The sequence below is a fragment of the Thermoleptolyngbya sp. PKUAC-SCTB121 genome (assembly GCF_016919485.1).
In the GTDB taxonomy this organism is placed as follows: domain Bacteria; phylum Cyanobacteriota; class Cyanobacteriia; order Elainellales; family Elainellaceae; genus Thermoleptolyngbya; species Thermoleptolyngbya sichuanensis.
In genome coordinates this window covers 213,705-239,585 of sequence record NZ_CP070366.1, presented here as the reverse complement: position 1 = coordinate 239,585, position 25,881 = coordinate 213,705, and the positions used below count along the sequence as shown (strand labels likewise).

At 56.3% G+C, this 25,881-nt stretch carries 25 protein-coding genes; 14 read left to right on the top strand and 11 right to left on the bottom strand.

The features are described 5' to 3' along the window. Nucleotides 1-37 precede the first annotated feature (37 nt). On the bottom strand, nt 38-298 hold the full coding sequence (gene psaK / locus JTM80_RS01000) for a photosystem I reaction center subunit PsaK (RefSeq protein ID WP_068516001.1): 261 nt from the start codon (nt 296-298) through the stop codon (nt 38-40). Nucleotides 299-653: 355 nt separating this feature from the next. Here psaK and JTM80_RS00995 point away from each other — a divergent pair, with 355 nt between their 5' ends. Then, entirely contained in the window at nt 654-1,346 is a 693-nt protein-coding gene (locus JTM80_RS00995) for a phosphoribosyltransferase (protein ID WP_205370398.1), read from the top strand. Between the two features lie 179 nt (nt 1,347-1,525). Here JTM80_RS00995 and JTM80_RS00990 read toward each other — a convergent pair whose 3' ends face one another. Together JTM80_RS00990 and JTM80_RS00985 are read right to left on the bottom strand one after the other, a co-directional pair. Then, a complete protein-coding gene (locus JTM80_RS00990; RefSeq protein WP_172353751.1) occupies nt 1,526-1,738 on the bottom strand; it encodes a DUF2555 domain-containing protein in 213 nt (70 codons plus the stop codon). A gap of 140 nt (nt 1,739-1,878) precedes the next feature. Then, nucleotides 1,879-2,541, bottom strand: coding sequence for an alpha/beta hydrolase (locus JTM80_RS00985; protein ID WP_205370397.1), 663 nt, complete (start codon nt 2,539-2,541; stop codon nt 1,879-1,881). A gap of 551 nt (nt 2,542-3,092) precedes the next feature. On the opposite strand from JTM80_RS00985, the gene purH reads away from it, so the two are divergent. The 4 genes from purH to psb27 all read left to right on the top strand — a co-directional run bounded on the left by purH (nt 3,093) and on the right by psb27 (nt 6,490). Further along, on the top strand, nt 3,093-4,673 hold the full coding sequence (purH, locus tag JTM80_RS00980; protein ID WP_172353750.1) for a bifunctional phosphoribosylaminoimidazolecarboxamide formyltransferase/IMP cyclohydrolase: 1,581 nt from the start codon (nt 3,093-3,095) through the stop codon (nt 4,671-4,673). Nucleotides 4,674-4,906: 233 nt separating this feature from the next. Further along, on the top strand, nt 4,907-5,212 hold the full coding sequence (locus tag JTM80_RS00975; protein WP_172353749.1) for a hypothetical protein: 306 nt from the start codon (nt 4,907-4,909) through the stop codon (nt 5,210-5,212). 260 nt (nt 5,213-5,472) lie between these two features. Then, nucleotides 5,473-5,955, top strand: coding sequence for a DUF4079 domain-containing protein (locus JTM80_RS00970; RefSeq protein WP_205370396.1), 483 nt, complete (start codon nt 5,473-5,475; stop codon nt 5,953-5,955). 136 nt (nt 5,956-6,091) lie between these two features. Then, nucleotides 6,092-6,490 (top strand): photosystem II protein Psb27, encoded by a 399-nt coding sequence (psb27, locus tag JTM80_RS00965; RefSeq protein ID WP_068508368.1) that lies wholly within the window; start codon nt 6,092-6,094, stop codon nt 6,488-6,490. A gap of 182 nt (nt 6,491-6,672) precedes the next feature. Here the strand turns inward: psb27 and JTM80_RS00960 are convergent, their stop codons facing one another. Continuing rightward, nucleotides 6,673-7,311, bottom strand: coding sequence for a Uma2 family endonuclease (locus JTM80_RS00960; protein WP_172353747.1), 639 nt, complete (start codon nt 7,309-7,311; stop codon nt 6,673-6,675). Nucleotides 7,312-7,501: 190 nt separating this feature from the next. Then, on the bottom strand, nt 7,502-8,605 hold the full coding sequence (locus JTM80_RS00955; protein ID WP_172353746.1) for an adenosine deaminase: 1,104 nt from the start codon (nt 8,603-8,605) through the stop codon (nt 7,502-7,504). Nucleotides 8,606-8,803: 198 nt separating this feature from the next. On the opposite strand from JTM80_RS00955, the gene JTM80_RS00950 reads away from it, so the two are divergent. The 6 genes from JTM80_RS00950 to hpsL all read left to right on the top strand — a co-directional run bounded on the left by JTM80_RS00950 (nt 8,804) and on the right by hpsL (nt 15,113). Further along, nucleotides 8,804-10,141, top strand: a complete 1,338-nt coding sequence (locus JTM80_RS00950) for an adenylosuccinate synthase (protein WP_172353745.1) — start codon at nt 8,804-8,806, stop codon at nt 10,139-10,141. A gap of 141 nt (nt 10,142-10,282) precedes the next feature. After that, nucleotides 10,283-11,893: a bifunctional aminoglycoside phosphotransferase/ATP-binding protein gene (locus JTM80_RS00945; protein WP_205370395.1), complete on the top strand. Its 1,611-nt coding sequence runs from the start codon at nt 10,283-10,285 to the stop codon at nt 11,891-11,893. 12 nt (nt 11,894-11,905) lie between these two features. Next, nucleotides 11,906-12,244: a hypothetical protein gene (locus tag JTM80_RS00940; RefSeq protein WP_172353743.1), complete on the top strand. Its 339-nt coding sequence runs from the start codon at nt 11,906-11,908 to the stop codon at nt 12,242-12,244. 119 nt (nt 12,245-12,363) lie between these two features. Next, a complete protein-coding gene (locus JTM80_RS00935; RefSeq protein WP_172353742.1) occupies nt 12,364-12,681 on the top strand; it encodes a hypothetical protein in 318 nt (105 codons plus the stop codon). A gap of 292 nt (nt 12,682-12,973) precedes the next feature. Beyond that, nucleotides 12,974-13,285 (top strand): hypothetical protein, encoded by a 312-nt coding sequence (locus tag JTM80_RS00930; RefSeq protein ID WP_205370394.1) that lies wholly within the window; start codon nt 12,974-12,976, stop codon nt 13,283-13,285. 193 nt (nt 13,286-13,478) lie between these two features. Further along, complete coding sequence (gene hpsL, locus JTM80_RS00925) at nt 13,479-15,113, top strand: hormogonium polysaccharide biosynthesis protein HpsL (RefSeq protein WP_172353740.1); 1,635 nt, start codon at nt 13,479-13,481, stop codon at nt 15,111-15,113. A 228-nt stretch (nt 15,114-15,341) separates the two neighbouring features. Here hpsL and JTM80_RS00920 read toward each other — a convergent pair whose 3' ends face one another. Together JTM80_RS00920 and JTM80_RS00915 are read right to left on the bottom strand one after the other, a co-directional pair. Then, nucleotides 15,342-15,542 (bottom strand): hypothetical protein, encoded by a 201-nt coding sequence (locus JTM80_RS00920; protein WP_172353739.1) that lies wholly within the window; start codon nt 15,540-15,542, stop codon nt 15,342-15,344. A 468-nt stretch (nt 15,543-16,010) separates the two neighbouring features. Continuing rightward, nucleotides 16,011-16,595 carry a GNAT family N-acetyltransferase gene (locus JTM80_RS00915; protein ID WP_172353738.1) on the bottom strand — a complete coding sequence of 195 codons (585 nt, stop codon included), beginning with the start codon at nt 16,593-16,595 and terminating at the stop codon, nt 16,011-16,013. 402 nt (nt 16,596-16,997) lie between these two features. Between JTM80_RS00915 and JTM80_RS00910 the strand changes: the two genes are divergently transcribed. Next, a complete protein-coding gene (locus JTM80_RS00910) occupies nt 16,998-18,017 on the top strand; it encodes a permease (protein ID WP_172353737.1) in 1,020 nt (339 codons plus the stop codon). A 211-nt stretch (nt 18,018-18,228) separates the two neighbouring features. Further along, nucleotides 18,229-18,945 carry a TIGR03943 family putative permease subunit gene (locus tag JTM80_RS00905; RefSeq protein WP_255548853.1) on the top strand — a complete coding sequence of 239 codons (717 nt, stop codon included), beginning with the start codon at nt 18,229-18,231 and terminating at the stop codon, nt 18,943-18,945. A 37-nt stretch (nt 18,946-18,982) separates the two neighbouring features. On the opposite strand, the gene JTM80_RS00900 is transcribed toward JTM80_RS00905, so the two are convergent. Further along, on the bottom strand, nt 18,983-19,198 hold the full coding sequence (locus JTM80_RS00900; protein WP_172353735.1) for a hypothetical protein: 216 nt from the start codon (nt 19,196-19,198) through the stop codon (nt 18,983-18,985). A 758-nt stretch (nt 19,199-19,956) separates the two neighbouring features. Between JTM80_RS00900 and JTM80_RS00895 the strand changes: the two genes are divergently transcribed. Then, nucleotides 19,957-21,270 (top strand): NF041680 family putative transposase, encoded by a 1,314-nt coding sequence (locus tag JTM80_RS00895; protein WP_205370392.1) that lies wholly within the window; start codon nt 19,957-19,959, stop codon nt 21,268-21,270. 222 nt (nt 21,271-21,492) lie between these two features. Here the strand turns inward: JTM80_RS00895 and JTM80_RS00890 are convergent, their stop codons facing one another. The 3 genes from JTM80_RS00890 to JTM80_RS00880 form a co-directional block, all read right to left on the bottom strand. Continuing rightward, nucleotides 21,493-22,683: an MFS transporter gene (locus JTM80_RS00890; RefSeq protein WP_172353732.1), complete on the bottom strand. Its 1,191-nt coding sequence runs from the start codon at nt 22,681-22,683 to the stop codon at nt 21,493-21,495. Nucleotides 22,684-22,890: 207 nt separating this feature from the next. Then, a complete protein-coding gene (locus tag JTM80_RS00885; RefSeq protein WP_172353731.1) occupies nt 22,891-23,487 on the bottom strand; it encodes a nucleoside triphosphate pyrophosphatase in 597 nt (198 codons plus the stop codon). Nucleotides 23,488-23,613: 126 nt separating this feature from the next. Beyond that, entirely contained in the window at nt 23,614-25,659 is a 2,046-nt protein-coding gene (locus JTM80_RS00880) for an FAD-dependent oxidoreductase (protein WP_172353730.1), read from the bottom strand. Between the last annotated feature and the right edge of the window lie 222 nt (nt 25,660-25,881).

The following is a 25,881-nucleotide window of genomic DNA, read 5'->3' as shown; positions in this document are numbered from 1 at the left end:
TACAGAGATCTTGGCGGCTTCTGCCAGCGTCTTGGGGCTATAGTGCGCCCATGCTGGCTAGTCCCAAAATCACTCCCGCGCCAAGGATGTGACCGAGAGAGGTCGTTCCCAGCAGTGCCCCCAAACCCATGCCGCCAAACATATTAGAGGAGGGTAGCTCCGGCCCAACGCTGGGCTGTTGAATTGTGAATTTGCCAATGGCGATCGCCAGAATGTTGCACAGAATCATGACAATTGCCGTTTTGGGGCCCCATTCCAGGGTGGTGGGCACGGCAGCAAGTAACGGGGAAATGAACAAGGCTCGATCTCCTAAGTCATGAAAAGAGGAATGAATTCAGAATGCTGATCTTTCCCACGCTCCGCAGGCCCCCGGCCAGCAAACCTGCCTCCCCGAAACCTCCGGCGGGCGAAAGACTAGCTTAAGGGCACTAGTATCAAAAAACGGACAACCTCTGGCATAGTTTGCATCAATAGTTAACGTTTGCCGCAACAAAATTCTACAAAGGGCGATCGCCCCCCGTCGCACTGGTTGCAGGTTGCGTCCTATGCGTTTTGCTAACCAAGCCTGGAAAGATCCGTCATGATCGAGAGTGATAGTCTCATTTCTCCTTGATCCCCTCGCCCCTGCCCCCTCTCACCCCCGGAGGGACAACATGTCCAACCTACTGCCGCTGCACGATCGCCAGGATGCCGGACAACAGCTTGCACCGCTGGTGGCTGCTGAGGTGAGCCTGCTGCGGTTTCGCTATCCCAATGCCCAACCGCTGGTCTACGCGCTGCCTAGGGGTGGCATTCCGGTGGCAGCGCCGATTGCCCAGAGCTTGCGCTGTCCGCTGGACGTGCTGGTAGCCAAAAAGGTGACGCGCCCCGACAATCCAGAGTTGGCGATTGGGGCGGTGACGGCCGACGGTCAGGTGATGCGATCGCGCCATGCCGGGATGATGGAAACGCGAACATCGCTATGGCGCAGCGCAGTGCAGACCGCACAGGCGAGCGCTCGTATCCAGCAAGACTTGTTTTCGGGAGGCATGAAGCCGAATGATCCCTGTGGGGCGATCGCCATTCTGGTCGATGACGGCATTGCCACTGGGCTGACGATGGCCGCCGCAGCTCGTGCCCTGCAAGCCAAGCATCCAGCGGCAGTGATCATTTGTGCGCCCGTTGCGCCCTCGCGGGTTGTGCCGTTTCTCAAGCATTGGGGCGATCGCATCGTCCTGTTGGCGGCTCCGCGCTCTTTTCTCAGCGTCAGCCGCTTCTATGTCGAGTTTCCCCAGGTCGAAACCGAAGAAGCCCTAGATATCCTCAAGCGTCATCATCAGACGCTTCAGGAGTCAGGGCTTCGTTAAGCTGAATTTCGTGGTTCTACAAAACCTGTCCATAAAACCTGAAAACCTGAATATGAAACCTGTCTGTGAAACCTGAATGTGAAATCTAGACGTGAACGCTGGACTTGGGCCTCTAGGCTCAGCATGATCAGCATGACATCGAGCTAGTGTTACAGCAGCGTTCCAGCCGTGAAGTGCACTTAGGACTCGTCGTAGGCTTCCATATCTAGCAGGTAATAGTAGGGTTCTGCCAGTTCGGGGCGCTGGAAGGCGATCGCCCTCAGCAGGTGCCAGTCGCGCAGCCCTTCAAAGACGTTTGCATAGTCGTCTTGTTCGAGCCGCTTCGCCAGGTTTTCTACCTCGCCCTCGGTCATTTGGGCGACATCTTGCTCGCAAAAGTCCAATGTACGCATGGCTCGCCCTCCAAATTCCGACTAGTCAGAAAGAACCCTTTAGAAAGCAATTCTCCAGAGCAGACTCCCATTCATACCTCCGCAGGCTTCGCTGCCTGCGTGGGCTTCGCTGAGAGCCATAGACCTCTACATCTCCTATCCTATTCGCTCCGGCTCGCTGACAACCGTATTTCTTCTGTAAAGTTTTGCGCCAATTTCAGTACCTCCGGGGTAATTTCGTGACCCGTTGATAGCTCGTGATACCACACCGATAGCCCCGCCGATTGCAGAACATCGCGCGATCGCCGGGCCGCACCAATCGGCACCACCAAATCTTGCTGACCATGCACCATCAGCACGGGCGGCGGCAGCGCGATCCCCAGTTGGGGTGGCCCGTGCAAATAGCCGCTCAGCACCAGCAGCCCCGCCAGCGGCAGACTCAGACCCACCTCCAAAGCCATCGCACCACCCTGCGAAAAGCCCGCCAGCAGCGTTTTTTCTAGCGGTACACCCGTGATCGACGAGAGCGATCGCAGCCAGTCTGTCAGTTGGGCAGCGCTCTCCCGCAGTTTGGGCTGATGGACAAATTCTGGATCGCTCTCGAAGGAATAGCCATCGGGCAAGTCGTACCAAACGCGACCTGTGGGCCCGTAGGGATAGGGAAACGGCGCATCAGGAAATAGCAGTTGCATCGTCGGCAAATCCAGCATCAGCGCCAGCGAAGCGACATCCTGGGCATTGGCTCCCCAGCCATGCAGCATGACCAGCAGCGCTTCCGGCGATTTGCCGCTGCGAGGCGGAATGGAAATCGCTCTCAGAGACACAGTCTTCCTCTTGGTAGAAAGTCAGCAGGCGTGTAAATCAGGATCGATGCGTGTGGACTCTGGATAGTGGCTTTGGATGGTAGTTTTGGGTGGTAATTTTTTTGAGTGGTAATTTTGGGTGGTAGTTTTGGGTGGTAGTTCGGGTGGTAGTTTTGCGTGGTAATTTCGGGCAGCGACTCTAGAAGACTAGAGGAGTTTGGCGCTGACCCTGCTTTGGCGGAGCCATTCAGCCAGGGTGCGAATTTAGCGAACCCAGGTTTAAACCTCCAGACGGCGATCGCCCTGAACACAGTTCCATCAAAATCAAGCGCAATTCGATCAAATCATAAGTTTCCCAGCCTATTGTTTCCATATACTCTGAGTATTCTGAGGAAGCGTCAACCGCAGCTTATTAGCAGTCCTGTAGTCCTTTTACGCAAGTGCGTCAGCCAGACGAACTGGTTAAGTGTTTTCATGAAATGGTGACGCGCTTGCGAGAAGTTTTCAGCCGTCATACCGCCGTTATTCAGGTTCGAGTCGGTTTAGAGTCGTTTTTGAGTTAGTAGAGTGCCATGACCCGTTTAGCTCTTCTGAGCGTTTCTGACAAAACCGGACTAGTGGCGTTTGCCCGCCAGCTCGTAGAAACGTTCGATTTTTCCATTATCAGTAGCGGTGGCACCGCCGAAGCGCTGAAGGCGGCAGGCATCCCAGTCACCAAAGTTTCTGACTACACAGGTTCCCCCGAAATCCTGGGTGGGCGCGTAAAGACGCTGCATCCCCGCATTCACGGCGGCATTCTAGCCCGACGGGACGTTCCCCAAGACCTGACTGATCTGGAGACCAACCAAATTCAGCCAATTGACTTGGTGGTGGTGAATCTCTACCCCTTTGAGCAGACTATTGCCCAACCGGGTATGTCGCTGGCGGACGCGGTGGAGCAGATCGATATCGGCGGCCCGGCAATGCTGCGGGCCTCGGCCAAAAACTTTGCCCATGTCACCGTGCTGTGCAATCCAGCCCAGTATGACGAATATCTGACGGAATTGCGGCGGGGGGATGGTCAGGTGTCGTTCGAGTTTCGCCGAGCCTGCGCGTTGGCGGGGTTTTCGCACACGGCGAAGTATGACGCGGCGATCGCCACCTATCTGGCCGCGCAATCGGCAACCCGCGAACCCATCGCCGCAGAATCGGGCAGCGAGCATCCAGCTTCGATTTTCATCACGGGTCGCCTGCTGCAACCGCTGCGCTATGGCGAAAACCCCCATCAGCCTGCCGCCTGGTATCAAACTGGGGAATCACCCACGGGCTGGGCAGAGGCAACCAAGCTCCAGGGCAAGGAGTTGAGCTATAACAACCTGGTCGATCTGGAGGCGGCGCGGCGGATTGTGGCGGAGTTTGACGATGCGCCCGGTGCGCCCGCCGCCGCTGTGATTATTAAGCACACCAATCCCTGCGGTGTGGCGCTGGGCAATACGCTGCTGGAGGCCTATACCAAAGCCTATGAAGCCGACTCGACCTCGGCCTTCGGCGGCATTGTGGCGCTGAATCGACCCATCGATGTAGAAACCGCAGCGGCTTTGACCCAGACCTTTTTGGAATGCGTGGTTGCGCCGGGGTGTGATGCGGCAGCGGCAGAAATCCTAGCGGCAAAGTCCAAAGTGCGCGTGCTGACGCTGCTCGACCTGCACGCAGGCCCAGCGCAGGCGGTGAGGGCGATCGCCGGAGGACTGCTGGTTCAAGCCTCCGATGATCGTCCGATCGACATCAGCCAGTGGAAAGTGGCGACCGAAAAAGCACCGACCGACGACCAGTGGGCAGAACTGCGCTTTGCCTGGACAGTCTGCAAACACGTCAAATCCAACGCAATTGTGGTCACGAATCAGCGCACCACGCTGGGCATTGGCGCAGGGCAAATGAATCGGGTCGGATCTGTGAAGCTGGCGCTGGAGCAGGCGGGCGATCGCGCTAGGGGCGCAATTTTAGCCAGCGACGGCTTTTTCCCGTTTGACGATTCGGTGCGGCAGGCGGCGGCGGCGGGGATCGTAGCGATCGCCCAACCCGGCGGCAGTTTGCGCGATGCCGAGTCGATTCAGGCCGCAAACGAGCTGGGATTGGCTATGATTTTCACGGGCGTTCGCCATTTCTTGCACTAGGTCTTCCTGATTGCACTTCGCCGCCCAGATGTTCAAGTCGTAAAGACTGCATAACAATTAGCAGCCCATTGCTCGACTTTCCAGCAATTTCCCGATTTCCGTCTTATTTCGAGGGAAGTATAAATGAAGGCTTGTCGAGATTCAGCCATCGGGCTGCTGTTTTGCACGAACCCCCTGTTTTAAGTTTTCACTCAAGCTGTTGTTCAGCATTCACTCTATATTTAGGTAATCGCATGGTTTCTGATGCACCTCTGCCCCAAGAAGTCGCCGTCACCATCCTTCTCGATGGCGGCACGCAGCAAACGGTCACAATTCAGTCCAACAACATGCTCCTGCAAGAGCTGTTTGAGACGCTGGTTGCGCCACCCGAAAACCGCCCTCAGCGCCTTTTCCAGATTCCAATCACCGAGGGCAAAGCGATTCTCTGCTTTCCGAGCGATCGCCTCGTGGGGCTAGTCACCGAGCCGCCCATCATCCTGCGCCAACAGCCCCAGGCCGAGCCGACCAATGCAACGGACTCGCTCTTGCCGGGCATGTAGCGCGATCGCCCCCTGAGAGAAGGGTTACCAGCTCTACGCCCAGTCCTTCATCCGCAAACAAGTCTCCAAGCAAGTTCTCGCTGGGAGGCTTGTTTTTTGGAGGTGATCCTTTTCGGAACTGATCTGATTCGGAAGTGATCTGACCGCCTCCGCCTCCCGTCCATCCTGCTCGTCTCTTCCCAACGATGCTAATTGTGCTAATTTTTATTACAGTGCAGTTAGATTTTTTTAAGATTTGAGGCGCAGAGAGGGAGAGCGTAATGAGTCCTGAGCTTTTGCAGTCGCTCAAGGTTTACAGCCAGTTTGTTCATCCGATCCTAATGTGGGTTTTGTTTGGGCTAACGATCTATGCCATGTATCTGGGCGTTCAGCTTCGGCGCACGCGATCTGCCGAGGGCGAGGTCAAAAAAGCATTGCTCAAAGGGCGTTTCAATATTCGCCATCACCAGATTGGCTCGATCTTGCTGGCGACGATGGTGCTGGGCACGCTGGGCGGCATGGCTGCCACCTATGTCAACAGCGGCAAGCTGTTCGTCAACCCCCACCTGCTGGTGGGCTTGGGCATGACGGGCATGATTGCCACCTCTGCTGCACTGACCCCGTTTATGCAGAAGGGCAACGATGCGGCCCGCTATGCCCACATCACGCTGAACGTGATTCTGCTGGCTCTGTTTGGCTGGCAGGCTATCACCGGAATGCAGATTGTGCAAAACGTCGTGAACCGCATGACGGGTAACACCTGAGGACTAAGGGTTGCTGGGGTTGGCGTGTTGCGCTGGGGCGATCGCCAACTCAAGTTATGATGAAAAACGACGCTTTTTCAGTTTTTGATTTCGACGGTCGCTTTCCAAATTGCCGATTTTTAGTTGCCGAGGTTCTATGAAGACTTTTCTAACTCGTCTGTTCGCCCTAGTGCTGGTGTGTGTCATTGGATTGACGGGCTGCTCCAGTGCGTCGGGAAATCTCAGTGGCAACTATCGGCAAGATACGCTGGCGCTGATCGGTAGCTTGCGGAACGCACTAGAACTGCCCGATGGAACGCCTGAAAAGGCCGCCGCCCAATCCGAAGCCCGCCAGCTAATCAACGACTTCTCAGCCCGATATCGCCGAGACAACTCGCTGCTCAAGCTGGGTTCCTTTACTACCATGCGGACAGCGCTGAATTCTCTAGCAGGGCACTATAGCTCCTATCCCAATCGTCCTGTTCCTGCCAAGCTGAAGGAGCGTTTGGAACTGGAATTTAAACAGGTCGAGTCTGCACTAAAGCGGGAAGCATAGTGCTTTTCTGAGAATTAGTTAGGACTTACGCAGTTGGACGATTTCTATCGGGCTGCGCCTGCGAGAAATCATCCAAAGCCCAAAGAGCTGATCGCAAGTGCGTAAGTCCTGTCAGTTTGAGAATTAGTTGGGATTCGTAGAAGGGAGAGCGAACCAGCCCTCCCTTTCTTATTCTCGCGTTGCTATACGTCCGGTTCAACACCCAACGCTCTTAGCTGCTCTGTCAATCGTTGTGCCGATTCTTGTGGAGACAGCACCAGGTTACCTGTTTCTGTAAAATAGCGCAGCATCCCAGCTTGAATACCTAAATAGAGTCCTAAGGTATGACTCCACAGCCAGCCCGAATCAGTTTCAGCAATCGGTTCATACTGCTGGTTAACTAGGCGATAGCCTGAAAATTCCAAAGTCTCAGGAGAAAACCAGAAATACTCTGGTGTGCGAAATCGGTTTTGATAGAGTTCCTTCTTTAAATTTCGATCGATTTGGGCTGTTGAGTCCGATAAGAGTTCAATAATCAAATCCGGGTATCTGCCGCCTTCCTCCCAGACAACCCAAGATTTTCGCGGGCGCTTTTCGGTGTTTTTCACTAAAAAGAAATCGGGGCCGCGAAACTCTTTGTTTTTGAGCTGCTCCCGGCTGAAATAAATTGTCAAGTTTGCCCCAATAAAAAAATCAGAGCGATCGCGCCAAAGCCACTCTAAACAAGCAACCAGCAGGGCTAGTTGGGCATAGTGTAGTGAACTCTCCATCTCTGGCTCGTCACTTTCTAATTGAGTGGCATCAGGCATCAAAGCAGCTAACTGTTGAGCAGTGAGTGACATTTGGTATCAACTCCTGAGCCAGAGCGTTATTTAACGTTGTTTAGCGTTGCTTAAATTTTAAGGGGTTAGACTTGAGCGGTTGAAACCAGTTTTGCGAATTTTGAAGGATTTTTGTAGATGCGGGGTTTCTGGCTGGAGGTGTTGCTACTGCCTCCAGCCAGCTTTTGCTGCGAGTCTTGCAGACCAATGGCTAGCGCGAGGACTCCGTTACCTCTTGCGCGACAGCATTGAATTGTCCGTTGCCATTGCCTGAGCGCGGGAACTCCTCAGATGGCTCTGCATCAGCCCGTAAAATGGTACTCAATATTAGCTCTGGTCGTTGCGGATGAGTCCAGGCAAAGGCATGGCGGAAGGCGGCATCCTGGCAGGCTTTTAGCTCCTCAAAGCCAATGATGTCGTGGGTCAGCAGCGTTTCATATTCAAACGGCAGCCGCACGTTATGTAGTCCCGCGTTGTCGGTGCAGATGGCGATATCCACCCCCGCCTCAAAACATCGGTCGAATACCCCCTTGAGCTGATGCAGGTCTTGCAGCGTGCCTGTTTTTAGATATGTGGTGGGACAGACCTCCAGGCATTGCCCCTGGGCGGCCACCTGGGGCAGCAGTTCGGGGTGCTTTAGCGGAATCTGGATGCCGTGGCCGATCCGCATTAGGTAGGGCAAAAGTTCGGGATAGCAGCCTTCTTCGGTTTCATACAAGTGCCCGGTGGTGTTGAGACCGAGCGATCGCGCGTAGTCATATAGCCGGATGAACTCACCGAGGCGATCGCCATACAGCCCATCTCCACCCGCCAGATCCACGCCACACACTACATCGCGCCGCGCCGCCGCCAGATCAACGATCGCCCGGTTTACCTCGTAGGGCAGCCGCGAGTGCATACAGAGAATTTGGCTGGTGACGATGGGATACTCCACAATCTGGCTGGCGCGGCCCACCACCTCCACAATTTGGCTCATTAAGGAAATGCGATCGCCCTGGCTGAGATGCTCCGGCGTTCGCAAATACGGCGTATAGCGCAATTCCAAATAGGCTAAATTCTCAAACACATATGCCCCACGCATCAGACGATAGATAAAGTAGGGCAGGGTGTCTTCTGTCTGCACGCTTTCCACCAGCGTATGCAGCTCTAGATATTCCGCCAGCGTATTGCGCGGGCGCGTATAAAAATCCTCAAACTCGGCATAGTCGGCAAATCGTTCTGCCAGGTCTGCCTGGTTGCGCTGAAAATAGCGCCAGAGAATACGGGGGACAACGGAACCACCCAGATGGCGGTGCAATTCGGCATATAGCGTCACAAGATACCTCTCAATCTAGTTGTTAACTCGCCTGCATTTCACTCAAAGCCACACACTGCATTCTTCTCAAGTTGAGCTTTAGAAATGGGCATTTCCACTCAGACTAGCAGTGTCTTGCTCCTAAGCATTGACACCAGGAACACGCGCTGTTGATAATGGAAGTTTGCGTATTTCTGAAAATTCTAGCAATTTAAACCCTTGGCAAACGTTGTAGTAATCGGGGCCCAGTGGGGCGACGAAGGAAAAGGGAAGATTACCGACCTGTTGAGCAAGTCCGCCGACGTGGTGGTGCGCTATCAGGGCGGGGTGAATGCGGGTCACACGGTCGTTGTGCAGGGGCAGACCTTCAAGCTGCACCTCATTCCATCGGGTATTCTGTATCCCACAACGGAATGCATCATTGGCTCTGGCACAGTGATTGATCCGAAGGTGCTGCTGGGTGAACTGGATCAGCTCGAAAAGCTGGGCGTTTCCAGCGAGAACCTGCTGATTTCTGAGACGGCCCACGTCACCATGCCCTATCACCTCATGATCGATGCCGCCGCCGAAGAGCAGCGCGGCAGCCACAAGATCGGCACGACCAAGCGTGGCATTGGCCCCACCTACGCCGACAAGTCCGAGCGCACGGGCATTCGCGTGGTGGATCTGATGGACGCAGAGGGACTGCGCGACCAGTTGACCTGGACAATCGAATACAAAAACGTCATTTTAGAGAAGCTGTATAACCTGCCGCCGCTCGACCCCAACGCGGTGATCGATGAATACCTGGGCTATGCCGAGCGGCTGCGCCCCCATGTGGTGGATAGCTCCCTGCGGATTAGTCAGGCCGTGCGTCAGCGCCGCAATATCTTGTTTGAGGGCGCACAGGGCACGCTGCTAGATCTAGATCACGGCACTTACCCCTATGTCACCTCGTCGAACCCGGTGTCGGGTGGCGCGTGTGTGGGGGCGGGCGTAGGGCCGACGATCATCGACCGGGTGATTGGTGTGGCCAAGGCTTACACCACTCGCGTGGGCGAAGGACCCTTTCCGACCGAACTGCTGGGAGATGTGGGCGAGGCGTTGTGCGATCGCGGCGCAGAATTCGGCACCACGACCGGGCGCAAACGCCGCTGCGGCTGGTTTGACGCAGTAATTGGTCGCTACGCCGTCCGCATCAACGGGCTAGACTGTCTTGCCATTACCAAGCTCGATGTGCTGGATGACCTCGACGAAATCAAAGTCTGCACTGCTTACGAAATCGACGGCCAGCAGGTGCGCGACTTTCCCTCGAATGCGCGAGTGTTTGCCCGCTGTCAGCCCATTTACAAAACTCTACCGGGCTGGAAGCAAGACACCTCCCACTGTCGATCGCTCGATGACCTGCCCCGCCAAGCGCTGGATTACCTTAAGTTTCTAGCGGAACTGATGGAAGTGCCGATCGCCATCGTGTCGCTCGGAGCCAGCCGCGACCAGACGATTATCGTGGAAGACCCGATCCACGGGCCCAAACGGGCGCTGCTGTATACCAACGGCGCAGTCGAAACCGCCCAATAAACGCCCAAAAAAACCTAAGGGGCGCACGCAGTTCATGATTCGTTTCAGAATACGGTTGCAAATGCGCTTGGAAGATTTCCGGGCGCATTTATTCTAGTGAAAAGCAAACGGCATACCTTAACTCCTAATCCCCAATCCATCATGTCCGACTCTGCCCTGCCGCCCGTGATCCAGCACATGCTGAAGCCGGAGTTCTATCCCCATCCGGTGCCGCCCGATCCGCTCCAGACTGTGGCCGGAGAGCCGCCAGAATATCCTGAAGACTTTTATCCGTCGGATGCGTCTCCGGTGCAGTTGATTCAGACGCATATTTCCTACGTGCTGCTGACGGGCGAGTATGCCTACAAGGTCAAAAAGCCGCTGAACTTCGGGTTCCTGGACTATTCCACGCTGGAAAAGCGGAAGCATTTTTGTAAAGAGGAACTGCGGCTGAATCAGCGGGCGGCGGCGGCGATTTATCTGGATGTGCTGCCGATTACCCAAACCTTGGACAAGGGCGTGCCCACCTTTCACCTGGACGGGCCGGGCGAGGTGGTGGAATATGCAGTGAAGATGCGGCAGTTTCCGCAATCCACCCTGCTGACCAATTTGTATGAGCGGGGCGAACTGACGGAGGACTTGCTAAAAGATCTGGCGGGGGCGATCGCCACCTTCCACCTCGCCACCGAAACCAGCGACTACATCCGCGAATTCGGTCGTGTCGAGCGCGTGCGACAGGCCTTCGATGAAAACTGGGCGCAAACCGCGCAATATATCGGCGGGCCGCAGACCCAGCAGCAGTTCGATGAGACGCGGGCCTACTGCGATCGCTTTTTTGCTGAAAAGGCTGATTTATTTGACGAGCGCCTTCAGCAAAACTGGATTCGCGAGTGCCACGGCGACCTGCACCTCCGGAATATCGCCTACTGGAACCAGCAGTTTTTGCTGTTTGACTGCATCGAGTTCAACGAGCCGTTTCGGTTTGTCGATGTCATGTTCGACATTGCCTACGTTGTGATGGATCTGGATGCGCGGCAGCGACCCGACCTGCGAACCGTGTTTCTAAACGAGTATGTAGAGCGGACGGGCGACTGGGACGGGCTGCGGGTGCTGCCGATCTACGTTAACCGCCAGACCTACGTGCGGGCCAAGGTCACGTCCTTTTTACTGAATGACCCCGGCGTGCCAGAGGAGGAAAAGCGCAAAGCCCACGACACCGCCGCGCTGTATTATCAACTGGCGTGGAACTATACGCAGCCCAAAACTGGCCGCCTGCTGCTGATGAGCGGGCTGTCGGGATCGGGCAAAAGCACGACTGCTAGGGCGATCGCCCAAAAGCTTGGCGCAGTGTACATCCGCTCCGACGCGGTGCGGAAACATCTGGGCGGCGTGGCGCTGACGGAGCGCGGCGGCGACGACCTCTACACGCCAGAAATGACCCAACAGACCTACGATCGGCTGCTGCACTTGGGCACGACGCTGGCCGCCGAAGGCTATACGGTAATCCTGGATGCCAAATACGATCGGCAGGCATTGCGAGAAGGGGCGATCGCCCAGGTCAGCGCCCACGGCATCCCACTCCACATTCTCCACTGCACGGCTCCCCTAGAAATTCTTGCTAAGCGACTTAGCCAGCGCACAGGCGACATCGCCGATGCCACTCCAGAAATCCTGGCGAAGCAGAGCTTTGAACCCTTTACGCCCACCGAAGCAGAATACGTTAGAACAGTAGACACCACCCAGCCGCTCGACGCGCTCTTAGATTCGCTTTGATGAAGACTCGCTATGACCAACGAACTGATTGTTGAAAGGCTAGACACCCTCGATTCCCACGTTGCAGCGGTAGATACCCGCATCGAAGTGCTGGATCAGCGCCTCACCCAGCGGCTCGATACGCTGGCCGAGAGCGTGCAGATTCTATCTGACCCAATTGGACGGATGACAGAAGAGATCACTCGCTCAGAAATTTCTACGCGAGAGGGCTTTGACGAGATTAGGGCAGGGTTTCGGGAGATGCACGAAGGCTTTCGAGAAATGCGCGAACAGTCCAAAAAGCGCGACGAGCAAATCGATCGGCTGCTGACGATTTTGGAGCGGCTGATTCCGGAGAGAGTAGGCGCATAGCGGTTGGTGGCTGGGGCTGAAAGTCAGAACCGTTGAGGCTTGTAGGATTTCTCGTGATTCGCACTCTCTCGTTGACTGCGGCTCATGGCATTGGAAGGAATTGCGCTTGAGGCATTGCGATGGGCAAGAATGATCCGGTGATTGTCGGCATCAAGCTATGGATCGTGTTTCTCATTGGCTTTGCGCTGCTGGGCTACTGGGTGCCGCTGAGCATTGGGCTGGGGGCGATCGCCGGACTGTCGGGCGCACTCATCGCCAGCTACCGCAAACAGGATAAGCCACTGCCCCCAGAGCAAAAGAGCCAGCGCGATCTGATTCCCCGGCTCAGCTTGGGGCGCAAATCTGAAGAAGAGCCAAATGAAAGGGCGATCGCCCGTCCGCGTCGTGGTTTTTTCAGCCGCCAGCCAGGGCCGAGCTTTAAATCGCGTCGTCGCTGAGCAATGTCTGTCAAAAAAAGCCCGCCTGGAAATGTTTTATTTTCATAAAATTAGGGCAACGGTCACCGAGAATTTACGGTTGTAGCTACCAAACGACCGGGGCTACAACTAAGGCGTTGCGGTCTTTATAGTCTTTATAGAGAGACTGCCCATCAGGGTTCCAGGATAAATTGCTGGATTCTATAGAAGTTTGCGGATTTCCGTAAAACTACGCGCAAAGCGTATATTTTTTCACTAAGTTCTCAATCAAAAAGCAGGCTTCACACTGAACCCAGCAATCTTGAAATTCCGAATGCATCTTATGCAAGAACGAGCCATGATACCGACTGTTGTAAATGAACGCTCTGTCCGCTCGTTCCGGTTCTATAGGGACGGCTACCTCTGTGAAGGCATCCGCTACGGCAATACGCTGTATCGCCTGGTCAAAACCTTTGGGAAACACGAGGAAGACAGCGCCTATTCGTGTTGCGGCCAGCTTCTCCAGTATTCCAGCGCCGATCACCCCGCCGCCATCATCACGACCTCCCCGCAGCAGTATCGACTTTGGGCAGAGTTGAGGGTTGAGTTGCCATCAGATGCCGCCGTTGCGCTGCAATATGCCTAGCTCGGCTCGCTGGAACAGAGCTACGGGACGCTCGGCTACGATAGGTATGCGGTGAACCGGATGCTGGAATGCTCTAAACACTTCGCTTACGGGTAGGGCGTGTGTAACTTGAGCCAGGTCTCCCCGATTCCCGAATCAATCGCGCGATCGCCCTTCTGCTAGATGCACCCTCTGCCTGCCCTCTGCCTGCCCCGTGCTTAAAACCAAGCCCAAGTCCAAATCCCAGCCCAGCCCAAGTCTAGCGGTTGAATCGCCCCAACCCACCCTGCGTCAGCGTCTTTCTCAGCGCCGTAAAGCCAATCGCCTGCGGCAAGAGTTGGTCATCTTCACAATTTTTGCGGCGCTATTTGCGACGGTAGTCGGCTTTGTCGTGGGCCTGGCCGCGGGGGTTCGTCCGGGCATTGGCACCTTCATTGGCACGCTCTGCACCGCGCTGTCGTTCAAATACCCCCGCCAAGCGCTGTGGGCCTTTTTGATCTACATGCCCCTCAGCGGATCTGTCACCTATGCGCTGGGCAGCAGCCCCCTGCTTCAGCTTGCCAAAGACGGGTTCTATATCCCTGCCCTCTTCGGCGTAATTCAATACTGCCGCCGCGAAAAGCTGCCCGTGCTGATTCCCCGGCAGATGGTTGCGCCCGTAGGCATTTTGCTGGGGCTGTGTCTGATGACGCTGCTGGTGGTGAACGGAGGGCAGCAGCTTAGCCCCACGCCTGGAGAGCAGCCTATCTTGATGGGCATTTTAGGACTAAAGGTGCTAATGGGCTATATGCCGCTGGTGGTGTGTGCATACTATCTGCTGCGCGATCGCCGCGATTTGCTATTCCTGATGCGGCTCACGGTTATCATCATCCTCACCTGCTGCGCCCTCGCGTTTATCCAGTATGTCCTGCTCAAAACCGGGTACTGCGCTGGCACACGCTTTGCCCAAGGGCCAGACCTCTACCGCGCTTCCCTCAATGCCCGCTGCTTTGTGGGTGGGTCGTTGCTCTATACGCCCCAACACAATCAGATTCGCTTGCCTGGAACCTTTGTTGCGCCCTGGCAATGGGGCTGGTTCCTGATTTCTGCCGCATTTCTGGCATTTGCGACGGCATTTAGCGACCCCAGGGCGCAATGGCGCACGACAGGGCTGATTTCTCTTGCGTCAGTCTTCATCATGGCGGTGCTATCGGGGCAGCGAGTGGCGCTGATTCTGGTGCCCAGCGTGTTCGTGACGCTGCTGGTGTTGACGGGGCAGGTGGTGAACCTGAGGCGCTTTATCCCAGGTGCGGCCATCCTTGGCTTGGTGCTGGGCTACGCCGCCCTGCGAAACCCCGACATCCTATCCCGGCGATTCGAGAGCCTGCAAAGTCGCTGGGAAGCCTCGCCACCGCATCTGTTTATTTTGGAACAGTTTCAGTGGTCGCTGAATCATCAAAACTTCTTGGGCAACGGGCTAGGTCGAGCCACCAACGCCGCCCGCACGCTGGGCGACACTGAGCTAATCGAAACGTATTATCCCAAGCTGCTGTATGAAATTGGAATGCTGGGGACGCTGGCGTTTTTGGCGCTGGTGACGATGCTGACGGCGCTGACCTTTTTGGCCTACCGCTCCATGCGCGATCGCACGTTGCGGAGCTATGGCGCAGCGCTGTGGCTATTCGTGCTGTTCATTAGCTACAACACCTACTACTATCCCCTCGACGTTGATCCAGTGGCGGTTTACTACTGGTTTTTTGCTGGAGTCGTGCTGAAATTGCCAGAACTGGAGCGCCAGGAACGCCTGGAAGCCGCTGCTGCCCAGCCCCAAGCCCAACGCCGTCGGTTCAAGCGACTGGGCTTTGCTTAGGTGAGGCATGAGGCTTGGTCTGCAAAAAACTCGCGTGGTCTGTAAAAAAAATTCAAAAAAATTCAGGGAGGCATCGGTGTCGATACCTCCCCGACGGAGCGGAGAAAAAGGGTGGATTGGGCGATCGCCCACGCTTTCAAACTACGTGTAAAACCGAATTCCGGTTCCGAATTGCTGTTCTAACCATTCCAGTTCTAACGGTGTCGCGGAGCTATTTATCCCGGCAACCTAGCTCATGGTCGAGCCGCTGCGGTCATAGCTCTGCACAAAAGATGGGTGGGGCTTGCCCTGGACATGGTTCCAGAGGGTGGGTGCTTCCGCAGGCAGCCCGATTTCGGCGGCGGCCCGGCTGAGCATCGATTGCTGGCGATTCTTGATGTTGTGGTGGTGGCGCATCATCAGGGCGCGGGCTTGATCTTGAGTAGACATAGTGAAATCCTTCTGGTGTTAAGTGATGGAATCTTGACGCTTCTTGTTTAATCATAGCAATAAATTCTGTATCTAAAAATACAGAATTGCGTTTTATCAGAAAAAACAATACTTCTTCACAATGTGTATCGCCCTGCTGAGTGGCGATGCTAGATACTCATGCCGAGTGGGTCGCGACTGGGTGGGCGATCGCTCTGTTTGCTAAATGTTGATGCGATGTGCAACTTTCAATCTGCCCTGATCCCCCAACCGCTTCTCCCAAGTCGGGAAGAGGGGAGCATGAGAAGCTTGAAGTCCCTGTCTTGAAGTCCCTGTCTTGAAGTCCCTGTGTAGATGTTGGCTGTCGCGCAAAGTTGCCATGCCAAGTTGAGAGGGATCGCGTGGGCGATCGCGCTCCCATGGCGACAGATTAAACAGATTAAACAGCTTGAACGGCTTAGACGGCAGCAGGGGAACAGGGTCACTTGATCAGGGTCGCTTGGGACGGTGATGACGCACCCGGCTAGCCTTGTCCCGCTCGTAGGCGATTAGGCGGCCGTAGATTTCGTGCTTGCTTAAATTCATCGACAGGTAAACGTGGCGACGCGGATTGCCAAACCCCTTGCGCCGAAAGAACTTGATCGCAGGTTCGTTGGCTGGATCGGTATCCACCAGCATGAACCGAGCGCCTTCTTCAATCATGCGCTCGACGATTTTGTCTACGAGCTTATCCGCCACGCCGCGCCGCTGAAACTTGGGACTGACTCCTAGCCAGATAATATAGCCATAGACCCAGGATGCCTTGCTGATAATAGTGCCCAGCACAAAGCCTGCCAATTCGCCTTCAATCTCTGCGACCAGGCAATATTCTGGGTCTGTATTGTATTGCCCAATCACTTCCCACTCGTCCCAGGTGCGATAAAGGTAGGGATAGAGGTCGCTGGTAAACAGGCTTTCCCCCAGATGAAACACCGGGGCGAGGTCGTCGATGTCCATGTCCCGAATCTCGACGGGCAGGGAGTTGGCGATCGCCCGTTCCCGCTCAGCTTTATTGGTTTCAGAATGGGAAGCCATAGTTGGGGGTCAGAGGATTGGAAAGTAGGGTTTCAGGAATAAGAGCAAGAGCAGAAAGCTGGCTGAAATGCCGTCTGAAATTAGAACGTTTGGAATACCTGTCGGGCTGCTGAGTCGGGCTGCCGGGTCGGGCTGCCGGGTCGGAAGGATGGATTGGGAGAATGAATCAGGAAAACGGATAACGCTGAGGGTTGTGGCGATGGCAACACCACTCATCCCACTCAACCTTATCGCGATTCCGGTGGGGGATTGGGCTAGTTTTCCCCCGCGATTGATCCTGCAAAAGCCTCGCTTTTTGGGCGGAAACCCGCCTTTTGAAAAACCCGTCTGCGATAGGACGGTGTAGAATAGCCTCTCAGACCCAATCGGGGATCGCTAGACCGAAGGATTAGGCTAGACCGCATGGATCGATTGAATAATGCGCTGACGCTGTTTTTCAGCCTGCTAGTGGAGGCGATGCCCTTTTTGCTGCTGGGCGTGCTGTTTTCGAGCGTGCTGCTGCTATTCGTTGATGAGCGGCGGCTGATTGCGGCAGTGCCCAAACATCCGCTGCTGGCGGCGATGATTGGCGGCGGCATTGGCTTCCTGTTTCCCGTGTGCGAGTGCGGCAATGTGCCTGTGGCGCGGCGGCTGATTGTGCAGGGTGCGCCCGCGTCGATGGCGGTGGGCTTCTTGCTGGCGGCTCCCACGGTGAATCCGGTGGTGTTTTGGGCAACGTGGATTGCCTTTCGGGATCAGCCGGAGATTGTGTTTTTGCGGGTGGGGCTGTCGCTGGTGGTGGCAGTAATTGTGGGCTGGGTGTTTAGCGCTCAGGCAGACCTGCGACCGCTGATGCAACCGGGAGTGGCGCGGGCCATGCCAGCGGTGCGCGGGGCGGCTACAAAGCCTTCGGGTGAGTCGTCCCTGTTGCAGTCAGGAACCTATTGGCTGGGGCAGGCGGATCAGCCCATTCGCCCCGATGGGTCGCTGTCTTCGTCGGCGATCGCCATCAATCCCGTCCTCACCAAGCCGCTGTCGGACAAGCTGTGGCTTTTGGTGAATAACATTGTGCAGGAGATGCGCGAGTTGGGCGGTGTGCTGATTTTGGGAACGGCGATCGCCGCAATCGTTCAAGTCTTTGTGCCGCGCGAGTGGGTGATTGGGCTGGGGCAGGGCCCGGTCACGTCGATTTTGGCGATGATGCTGCTGGCGTGGATTGTGTCGATTTGCTCGACAGTGGATTCGTTTTTTGCCCTGTCCTTTGCCTCTACTTTTACCAGCGGCGCATTGCTGGCGTTCCTGGTGTTTGGCCCAATGATCGACCTGAAAAACATTGCGCTGCTGCTGTCGATGTTTCGCGGTCGGGCGATCGCCTATTTGTTTATTCTGGCGGGTCAGCTCACGTTTTTGTTTTGCTTGCTGATTAATCTATATATCAGCTAGATACTATCAGCTAGATACCAGTAGATATCAGCTAGAACGTGAGGTCGGGTGACGGACTGACAGGGTGACAGGGTGACAGGGTGACAGGGTGACAGGGTGACGGACTGACAGGGTGACAGAGTGACAGAGTGACGGAGTGATGGCAAGCAGAAGAGGCAACCAGACTCGTAAAAATCGGACAGGGCTTTGGCTAATCTGGCTGGATGCAGTCATGCTGCTAGCGTGGGGCGGGCTGATGCTGCGCTTTTGGCTAACCGGGCGGATCAACATTCTGCTGCATCCAGATTATGTCTGGCTGGCGATCACCGCTGGGTTTGCGCTGTTGGGGTTGGGCGTTGCCAAACTTTGGGAGGCGCTGCGGCTGGCGCGACGCGGCATCGCCATTACCCAGCCCTCAGAGTCCCATGCAAACCTGCTGCCGCCTGGATGGAGTAGCGCCCTGCTGCTGGCGATCGCCCTGTTTGGTCTCCAGTTTACGCCCCGCGCCTTTGCCAGCCAGGTCGCCATCGAGCGCGGCGTCGCGGATACGCTCACCCTAACGCGATCGCAGCCCCAGTCCTTCCGCACCAACACCCGCCCCGAAGACCGCTCGCTAATCGACTGGGTGCGCCTGCTAAATGTCTACCCCGAACCCGATGCCTACACCGGACAAAAAGCTTCGGTCGAGGGGTTCGTTATCCATTCGCCAAACCTGCCCAGCAACTATTTCACCATCACCCGCTTTGTGATTACCTGCTGCGCCGCAGACGTATATCCAGTTGGGCTGCCCGTGCGGATTAAGGGCGATCGCACTGCCTACGAACAAGACCAGTGGCTCCGCGTAGACGGTGACATGGCGACAGAAACCCTCGACGGTCAGCGCCAACTGGTCATTCAGGCTACGTCCTTGACCCCGATTGAGGAACCCCAGAATCCGTATGATTATTAGTGATTATTAGTGATTACTAGGCACGGTGGGCCGACGATCAAATTCTTGCAGCTAGTCCACCTTCCATCTCTACTGGCGGCAACTCTAAGAACTCGCGAATCGCCTCGGCTACCGCTTGTTTGCCGGGTACACCAGCACTGTAGGTATGTATGAGCGGAAGGCGATCGCCCGACTGCATCACAAACACAATTCGAGCCACGGCCTGGCCTTCCAAAGTGGATTGCTCAATCACGATGGACTGAATCTCTCTCAAAGAAATCTGCCGCTTGAGGCGGCCATCAGCCCCAAAGATTTGAGATTTGCAGCGTACCTGCCAAACGGTCAAACTCGAAGCGAAAGCCCTTGCGACGCAACAAGGCCCTGATTGCTATCAGACCTCCGACAGACATCGACGTGAGGGCCCAGTCGTCGAGTACATTGATGGTATCTACAGCAATCTCAGAACGGGCAGGATTCGCGAGAAATCGCTGAAGATTGTCAGCAATCTGCTGGGCCCGTTCAATATCTCGATTATTGTGCAGCCTCAGTCGAGTCGTAGTTTTTGTGCCCGTGAGTTGAACATCGTAAACCAAATATTCGCAGCTATCAGAATGCTGGAATTCACGAACGACCTGCACGTCCGTTAAGGAACCTAGTTCAAGGCTTCTCAAGGGAATCAGCCCTGGCCCAAAGAAGCGCGTAACTTGACAGTGCGTTGTCGAAAATGTGGGGCGATCGCACGTTAGCCGACTGCTGCCCCCAAAAAAGAGAGCAGTAAGTACAAACATTGACATGAAGACTGCAACCATCGGTTCCCACCTTGGGCTTTGCAGTACCAAGCGTCCACTCTCCTGATGCTTTATCTTGGGGCCTAGGTCAGCGTTGGTCGATCCTCCCCAAGCCCATTTTCTTGCGTCCATATGCACCTCTGCTGGATGCTGTCTTTAGTTTGGACTAATGGTGAAGAGGAAGGCAGTCAATGAGAAGCACCGACTGCCGTAAGGTCAATGAAGTACAACCAACATTGACCCCATGATTTTCAACGAACTTCAGCAATTTCGCCAAACGTTGTATGCCAGCTTGGGAAACGCCAGAGATGCCCTGTTTGATCTGATGGATGCCGTGTTAGTGAGTGCGTGCATCGTGTCGTTTGTGAGGCTATCGCAGAGTCCTGTCTTTCGTCGCCAGTGGTCGAGCCCCTATGAAGCGTTGCGCGATAGCCGCCTACCCCGCTCAAAGGTGCTGAAGCTGTTGGTGCAGCAGATACCGACTCAGCAGCAACCGTTGTTGGCAGGTGATGCGAGTCGGTGGAACCGTCCTGCTGCCAGGCGTTTGAAAGACCGCACCTTATCAGGCAGAACAGGACATGCCCCGATAGCCGGACAAAACTACAGTACCTTAGCCTGGATTGCTGAAGACAGGGGCAGTTGGGCATTACCATTGCGGCATGAGCGCATCACCAGCTTTGAAACACCCGCCAGTAAAGCGGCATTCCAACTCAAACAAGTGACTCGGCAGTTAGCGGTGCGTCCGTTGGCGATCTACGACCGAGGGTACGGCAATGCCAGTTTTGTCAACCAAACGGCAGGGATTGAGGCAGACTTGCTGCTGCGGGTTACATCCAATCGATGTGTCTATGGCGCGCCCCCAGCGTATCGAGGGCGAGGCGCACCTGCCAAGCATGGACATAAGATGAAACTCAATGACCCTGACACTTGGAGTGTCCCGGTCGAAACCGTTGAAGTCGATGATCCCAACTGGGGACGAGTGCGGGTCAGTCGTTGGAGTGCATACCATTTCCGCAATTGCCCCAAACGGGCAATGGAAGTGTTGCGCGTGGAGGTGCTGGAGACACAGAGCAGCACGCGACGCTTGGCTCCTTTGTGGTTAGTTTGGCTGGGTGAGCAGATGCCTCCGTTAGAAACCCTGTGGTTGCACTACCTCCGTCGCTTTGCCATTGAACACTGGTATCGCTTTGCCAAGCAGAGGCTATATTGGACACATCCCCAGTTCAGTTCTGTATCGGCAACCGAACAGTGGAGCAGCCTGATGCCGTTGCTCAGTTGGCAGTTGTGGTTAGCGCGAAAGGACTGTACTGACCACCCCTTGCCCTGGCAGGCACCGCAAGAAACGTTGACTCCGGGTCGGGTCGCACAAGCGTTTGCAGGCATTTTGGCAGCGATTGGCACCCCTGCTCCTGCGCCTAAACCTCGTGGTAAATCGCCAGGACGAGGCAAGGGGCACAAGCCAACTCCTCGTCCCTGCTATCCGATGGTCAAAAAACGAGCCTCGAAACGCAAGACATCCGAACAATCCCTGAACAGTCCGGTTGCAACAGCAGCTTAACTGCGAGCAGGATTGTATCCAATTCCTTAAGTTCAACTGTTATGAACGGTTGAGCAGATTCTTTCTTTATGGCATCCTGTTGAGCATTATTGTGATGCCAGTTAGTCCAAACTAAAGTAATCAAGGATTTCCGAGAAACCGCTTTTCCTGGGCAAACATGACCTCAAAGCCACACATGCCAAGAGTTTCAGGCTTCTTAAGATTTGCTTCATAAATTAGCTCTTAGCCCCTAGTTCCCAATTTGCGCTCTCGGCGGAGGCTTAGAAGGCTGACCAGCAGGGCGATCGCCGCCGCTAGGTAAAACACAGACGGGAGTCCAACGTTTTTCCAAATGGGGCCCAGCAGCAGGGGGGCTGAAAACAGGCCCAGCGAGTTGAACCCCGTACCAATGGCCAGGACGCTGGCTCGTAGCTCTGCCGGAGCCTGATCAGCGAGTAAATCGTAGAGATTTGGCGTAATGATGCCGAAGCCCGCGCCAAACAGGGCCGCAACGGGAAGGATGACAAAAATCTGCGTGAGCGACGGAATTGTGGCAATGGTCAGCCCCATCAGACAAAAGCCAAGGGCGATCGCCCCCCGTCGATTGTTCAACCGTCGCGCCAGCCGACTGGCCAGCACCGCCGAACTCACCGCCGCCCCCGCCGCCCGCAGACCCAGCACCACGCCGTTGAGCGCCGGGTCTGCGCCGATGGTTTCTTTCAGGTAAATCGGCGCATAGGCCACGGTGGCTTGCATCACCAATGCCGCCGCCGCCAAAAAAAAGTAAATCATCAGCACCGACGGCTGGCGCACCACGGGCAACAGCCCACCCGTATCAGACAAGCCCGCACCGCTTGTATTGCGAGGTTCCTCCCGAAACACCAGCGCGGCGATCGCCATCAGCGGAATCCCCAGCAGGTAGAGATAAAAAGCGTGCTGCCACTGGTTTCGCCCGACCCAGCCGCCCAGCAGCGGAAAGATAATCGCCGCCGTGGTCATGGCGCTGGTGGCAAAGCCCAAAATGCGCGATCGCTCGTCGCCTTCATACATCGTGCCCAGCAGCCCAATCGTAGCCGCCGCCACCGCCCCGCTGGCCGCGCCGATCAGCCCCCGCATTAGCAGCAGCGTCGGCAGCGTCGTCATGAAAATCGTCGCCACCCCAAACAGCGCATAGCACAGCAGCGCAGGCAGCATCACCGTCCGCTTGCCCACCCGATCAGCCAAAATGCCAAACACGGGCGTAAACAGCGCCGTCGTCAGGGCGTGAGTACTGGTCAACATGCCTGCCCAGGAGCGATCGAGCTGCAAATCTCGCACAATTTCTGGAAATACAGGCGTAACGACGCTACCCGTCATGGTGGTCAATCCGCCCGCCGCCAGGAGCACCAGCAGTTGACGAAATCGCTTGGACGCAAAGAGCTTGGCAAGGTTCATGCAAAATCATCCGGTCTGGCGGATGCACCAGGGTAGGGTGGGCTGTCTTCAATATAAGGGGATGGACTATAAGGGGGTGGAATGAGGGGCAGGTGAGTGCGACAGGGGACTGGCTGCTGAAGTATGCCGACGATCTGCCGTGTTGCACAAGTTCCAGTTTCGTCCATCGGATTCACCTCGCCATGAAACTACAGCAAGCGCCATCCTTCAGCCTCCAGACCAATAGCCCGTCACGTCGTAGCCCAACTCGGCGATCATCTGGCGCAGCAGCGGCAGGCTGAGACCGATGACGTTGCTGTGGCAGCCCATCAGTTGTTCCACAAATAGCCCGCCCCGACCCTCCAGCGCAAAGCATCCGGCGCAGTTCATCGGCTCTCCCGTGGCAACGTAGGCTTCAATCTGGCGATCGCTCACATTGGCAAACTGTACCTGCGTCATGCCGCACCGCACCAGCATCTTGCCCTGCGTCCCGTCGATCAGCGCGTGCCCGGTATATAGCTCGCCGACGCGCCCCCGCATCTGTTTCCAGCGGGCGATCGCCTCCTCTGCGTGGGCGGGCTTGCCGTGGATCTCGCCGTTCAGCGCCAGCACCGAGTCGCAGCCCAGCACCAGCGCATCGGGAAACTTGGGCGCAACTGCCCGTGCCTTGCCCTCCGCCAGCTTTTGCACCAGCACGCTGGCATTTGGCTCCCGCACCTGCGCCTCATCAAAAGCGCTGGGATAGACAATCGGCTCAATCCCCGCCAGTTGCAGCAGTCGCCGTCGGGCAGGAGAGGCAGAAGCAAGGACCAAGGGAGGAAGCATAGGCAAAAGGAAAGAGAGAAAAGGAAAGAACGAAGAGTGAAGAGAGAAAAGAGAAAAAGTTTCACTCTTCGTTCTTCGTTCTTCGTTCTTCGTTTTTCGTTCTTCGTTCTTCTTTTCCGCCCTCCCTTACCACGGGGCCCAATCAGCCCAGTCGAGGTTGAAGATCGACGTGTCGGGAAACTCGATCGGGTTGCCGTTGCGGACGAGGAGGCGCTGGAGTTGCTCAAGCTGGGGTTCGCGGCGGGGCAGGTCGTCTACCAGTTGGTAGGGCGGGACGTTTTCCCGCAGGGCAAAGGCGGCCGTCGTACCCGCAGCCGCGCCAACAGACCACTCAAAGGAATGAACCCGGTAGGCAGCAGCGACCATCGTACTGGTGGCGATGCTCTTGCCCGCGACCAGTAAATTATCCAGCTTTTGGGGAATCATCGCTTGCAGCGGGATTTGCCCCGGATAGGCCTGCCCGTGGCCCTGGCGCGTGCCCGGTCGCTCGATGTTTCCCGGTGCTTCGGGTGGAGAATAGGCCATGCAGGGGTGAAAGTCAATGGCGTATTGGGCAATGCCCACCGCGTCGGGGTAAATCGTCGAGCGGGTGCGGCGCTGAATCTGGTCGGGGGGCGTGTTTTTGGCGATCGCCGACACAGTTTCCAGCCCCGCCAGCGCAATCCACAGGTTGCGATACATCTCTGGCGACAGATTTTGGCGGTAAAAATCGGCGCGGAAGTCAGCCTTAGAGATGTCCAACTCGTTCATGCTAAAGCCGTTGCGGTAGCCGTAGGTGGGGCGACCGATAATGCGCCGTCCTTCGCGGATGTAGGGATATTTCGACAGACCGTGAACCGTGCCCATTGGCGACTCTAGCCCTGCCAGCAAGCGGTGATTGGGTGCAGGCTTTTTCACCCCATCCCCCAGTTGCGAATCCGTCGTGCCCATCGTGAACCAGTAGTAGTAGCCCAGGGCCAGTTCTTCGCCCGCCGCCAGGGTTTCCGTCCGCAGCCCGCCTAGCCAGCCACCGGCAGCAAGCTGTCCCCGCTCCTGCAACTGCTGGCGGGTATAGATCAAATTGTCGCGGGAGGTGCCGGGGCGATAGTCGTTGCCCCAGACCCAGTTCTGCATCGAAATATCGCCTGGTTTGGGACGCGACACGCCAAACACGCGCTCGGTGGAACGAGGCTCTGGACTCCAGATGCGGCGATAGGTAAACACCACGTCAATGTCGGCCAGGCGCGGGTTGGGGTCATAGCCGTAATAGGGTTCGTAGCGCTCATAGAAAGGCGGCTTTTGCTGGGGCTGGGGTTCTGCCGTGCGCTCCATCGCGAAGGTGTAGGTAAAGCCCTGGGTGCAGTAGGGGTCGCCATTGGTGGTGGGGAGGGACGGGTTGAGGTGCGATCGCGGATCAAGGCCCAGCCGATAGGGCACGTCCGCTAGGGCAATTAGCTCTCCGGTTTCCGTCGCCTCCACCACGTACCAATCCGCCACACCGGGCTGTCGCCGCGCCTTGGGCACGAAGCGGATCACCTTCTTATTCAAACGGCTGGAATTTTCGTAGCGGTAGGCATCTTCGATGATTTGCGACAGCGGCTCCGTATTCAGGGGCGGCGTGTTGGGGGCAGGGCTGTGCTGGATGGCAGTAGCGGCGGCGATCTGCTTGCCGTCGGCGGTGTAGTCCAGTTCCTTAATCACGGTCGAGGGAAACCACTTGAGCCGGCCTCGTCCCTTTCGCGCCGCGTCCCGCAGCATGTCTTCCAGAATCTTTTCGGCATCGCGGGGCAAAAAGCAGGAAACGCTCACCCAGCAGTCGCCAGGGCTGAGCCTGCGATATTTCTTTTGAATGCGATCGCGCAGTTCTAGATACCCCTTGGAATAGTAGAGCAACTGCCGCTGCCGCCGCGCCTCATCCAGCGCCGACGTGCCCTGGGAGGTGATCTGTCCGCCCATCCAGTCGGTGAGTTCCGTCATGCAGACGGTGCGCCCGGCCAGCAGCGCCTCGTAGGAGGTAGCCACGCCTGCCAGCCCGCCGCCGACGACCAGAATTTCGCAGTCCACGGTTTCGCTAGGGGCGGGGCGATTGGCGGACACTGGAGCTTGGGCAGATGCCGCCGGGGCCAGGGTCGTGAATCCGACCAGGGAGGCCAGAAAAGCCGCAAAGGAGCGCGTGCGTTTGTTTCGAGTCATACCGAGTGTCAATAAATCGGGATCGGGGGTTGGGGCCTGGGAGTGGAGCTTGAGGCTGGAGCTTTGGGGGTGCAGAGAGATTCACACGTCTCGTCTGTATTTGAACCGTGTCGGGCCCAGCTTTTGCAATGGCTAGACTAGCGCAATTGGGGCAAATGGCGGTGTGATGGGGGTAGAGCTTGACCTCAGCATTATCAGCATTGCGGTGCAATTCAGCATTGC

What these genes read in the sequence shown, in the direction of transcription:
- JTM80_RS00905 (WP_255548853.1), top strand. Translation starts at nt 18,229, where the DNA reads ATGCTGCTAGCGTGGGGCGGGCTGATGCTGCGCTTTTGGCTAACCGGG.
- JTM80_RS00995 (WP_205370398.1), top strand. Translation starts at nt 654, where the DNA reads ATGTCCAACCTACTGCCGCTGCACGATCGCCAGGATGCCGGACAACAG.
- JTM80_RS00960 (WP_172353747.1), bottom strand. Translation starts at nt 7,311, where the DNA reads ATGTCACTCACTGCTCAACAGTTAGCTGCTTTGATGCCTGATGCCACT.
- JTM80_RS00975 (WP_172353749.1), top strand. Translation starts at nt 4,907, where the DNA reads ATGGTTTCTGATGCACCTCTGCCCCAAGAAGTCGCCGTCACCATCCTT.
- psb27 (WP_068508368.1), top strand. Translation starts at nt 6,092, where the DNA reads ATGAAGACTTTTCTAACTCGTCTGTTCGCCCTAGTGCTGGTGTGTGTC.
- JTM80_RS00990 (WP_172353751.1), bottom strand. Translation starts at nt 1,738, where the DNA reads ATGCGTACATTGGACTTTTGCGAGCAAGATGTCGCCCAAATGACCGAG.
- JTM80_RS00935 (WP_172353742.1), top strand. Translation starts at nt 12,364, where the DNA reads ATGGGCAAGAATGATCCGGTGATTGTCGGCATCAAGCTATGGATCGTG.
- JTM80_RS00890 (WP_172353732.1), bottom strand. Translation starts at nt 22,683, where the DNA reads ATGAACCTTGCCAAGCTCTTTGCGTCCAAGCGATTTCGTCAACTGCTG.
- JTM80_RS00945 (WP_205370395.1), top strand. Translation starts at nt 10,283, where the DNA reads ATGTCCGACTCTGCCCTGCCGCCCGTGATCCAGCACATGCTGAAGCCG.
- JTM80_RS00970 (WP_205370396.1), top strand. Translation starts at nt 5,473, where the DNA reads ATGAGTCCTGAGCTTTTGCAGTCGCTCAAGGTTTACAGCCAGTTTGTT.
- JTM80_RS00930 (WP_205370394.1), top strand. Translation starts at nt 12,974, where the DNA reads ATGCATCTTATGCAAGAACGAGCCATGATACCGACTGTTGTAAATGAA.
- JTM80_RS00940 (WP_172353743.1), top strand. Translation starts at nt 11,906, where the DNA reads ATGACCAACGAACTGATTGTTGAAAGGCTAGACACCCTCGATTCCCAC.
- JTM80_RS00910 (WP_172353737.1), top strand. Translation starts at nt 16,998, where the DNA reads ATGGATCGATTGAATAATGCGCTGACGCTGTTTTTCAGCCTGCTAGTG.
- purH (WP_172353750.1), top strand. Translation starts at nt 3,093, where the DNA reads ATGACCCGTTTAGCTCTTCTGAGCGTTTCTGACAAAACCGGACTAGTG.
- JTM80_RS00915 (WP_172353738.1), bottom strand. Translation starts at nt 16,595, where the DNA reads ATGGCTTCCCATTCTGAAACCAATAAAGCTGAGCGGGAACGGGCGATC.
- JTM80_RS00895 (WP_205370392.1), top strand. Translation starts at nt 19,957, where the DNA reads ATGATTTTCAACGAACTTCAGCAATTTCGCCAAACGTTGTATGCCAGC.
- JTM80_RS00885 (WP_172353731.1), bottom strand. Translation starts at nt 23,487, where the DNA reads ATGCTTCCTCCCTTGGTCCTTGCTTCTGCCTCTCCTGCCCGACGGCGA.
- JTM80_RS00920 (WP_172353739.1), bottom strand. Translation starts at nt 15,542, where the DNA reads ATGTCTACTCAAGATCAAGCCCGCGCCCTGATGATGCGCCACCACCAC.
- JTM80_RS00880 (WP_172353730.1), bottom strand. Translation starts at nt 25,659, where the DNA reads ATGACTCGAAACAAACGCACGCGCTCCTTTGCGGCTTTTCTGGCCTCC.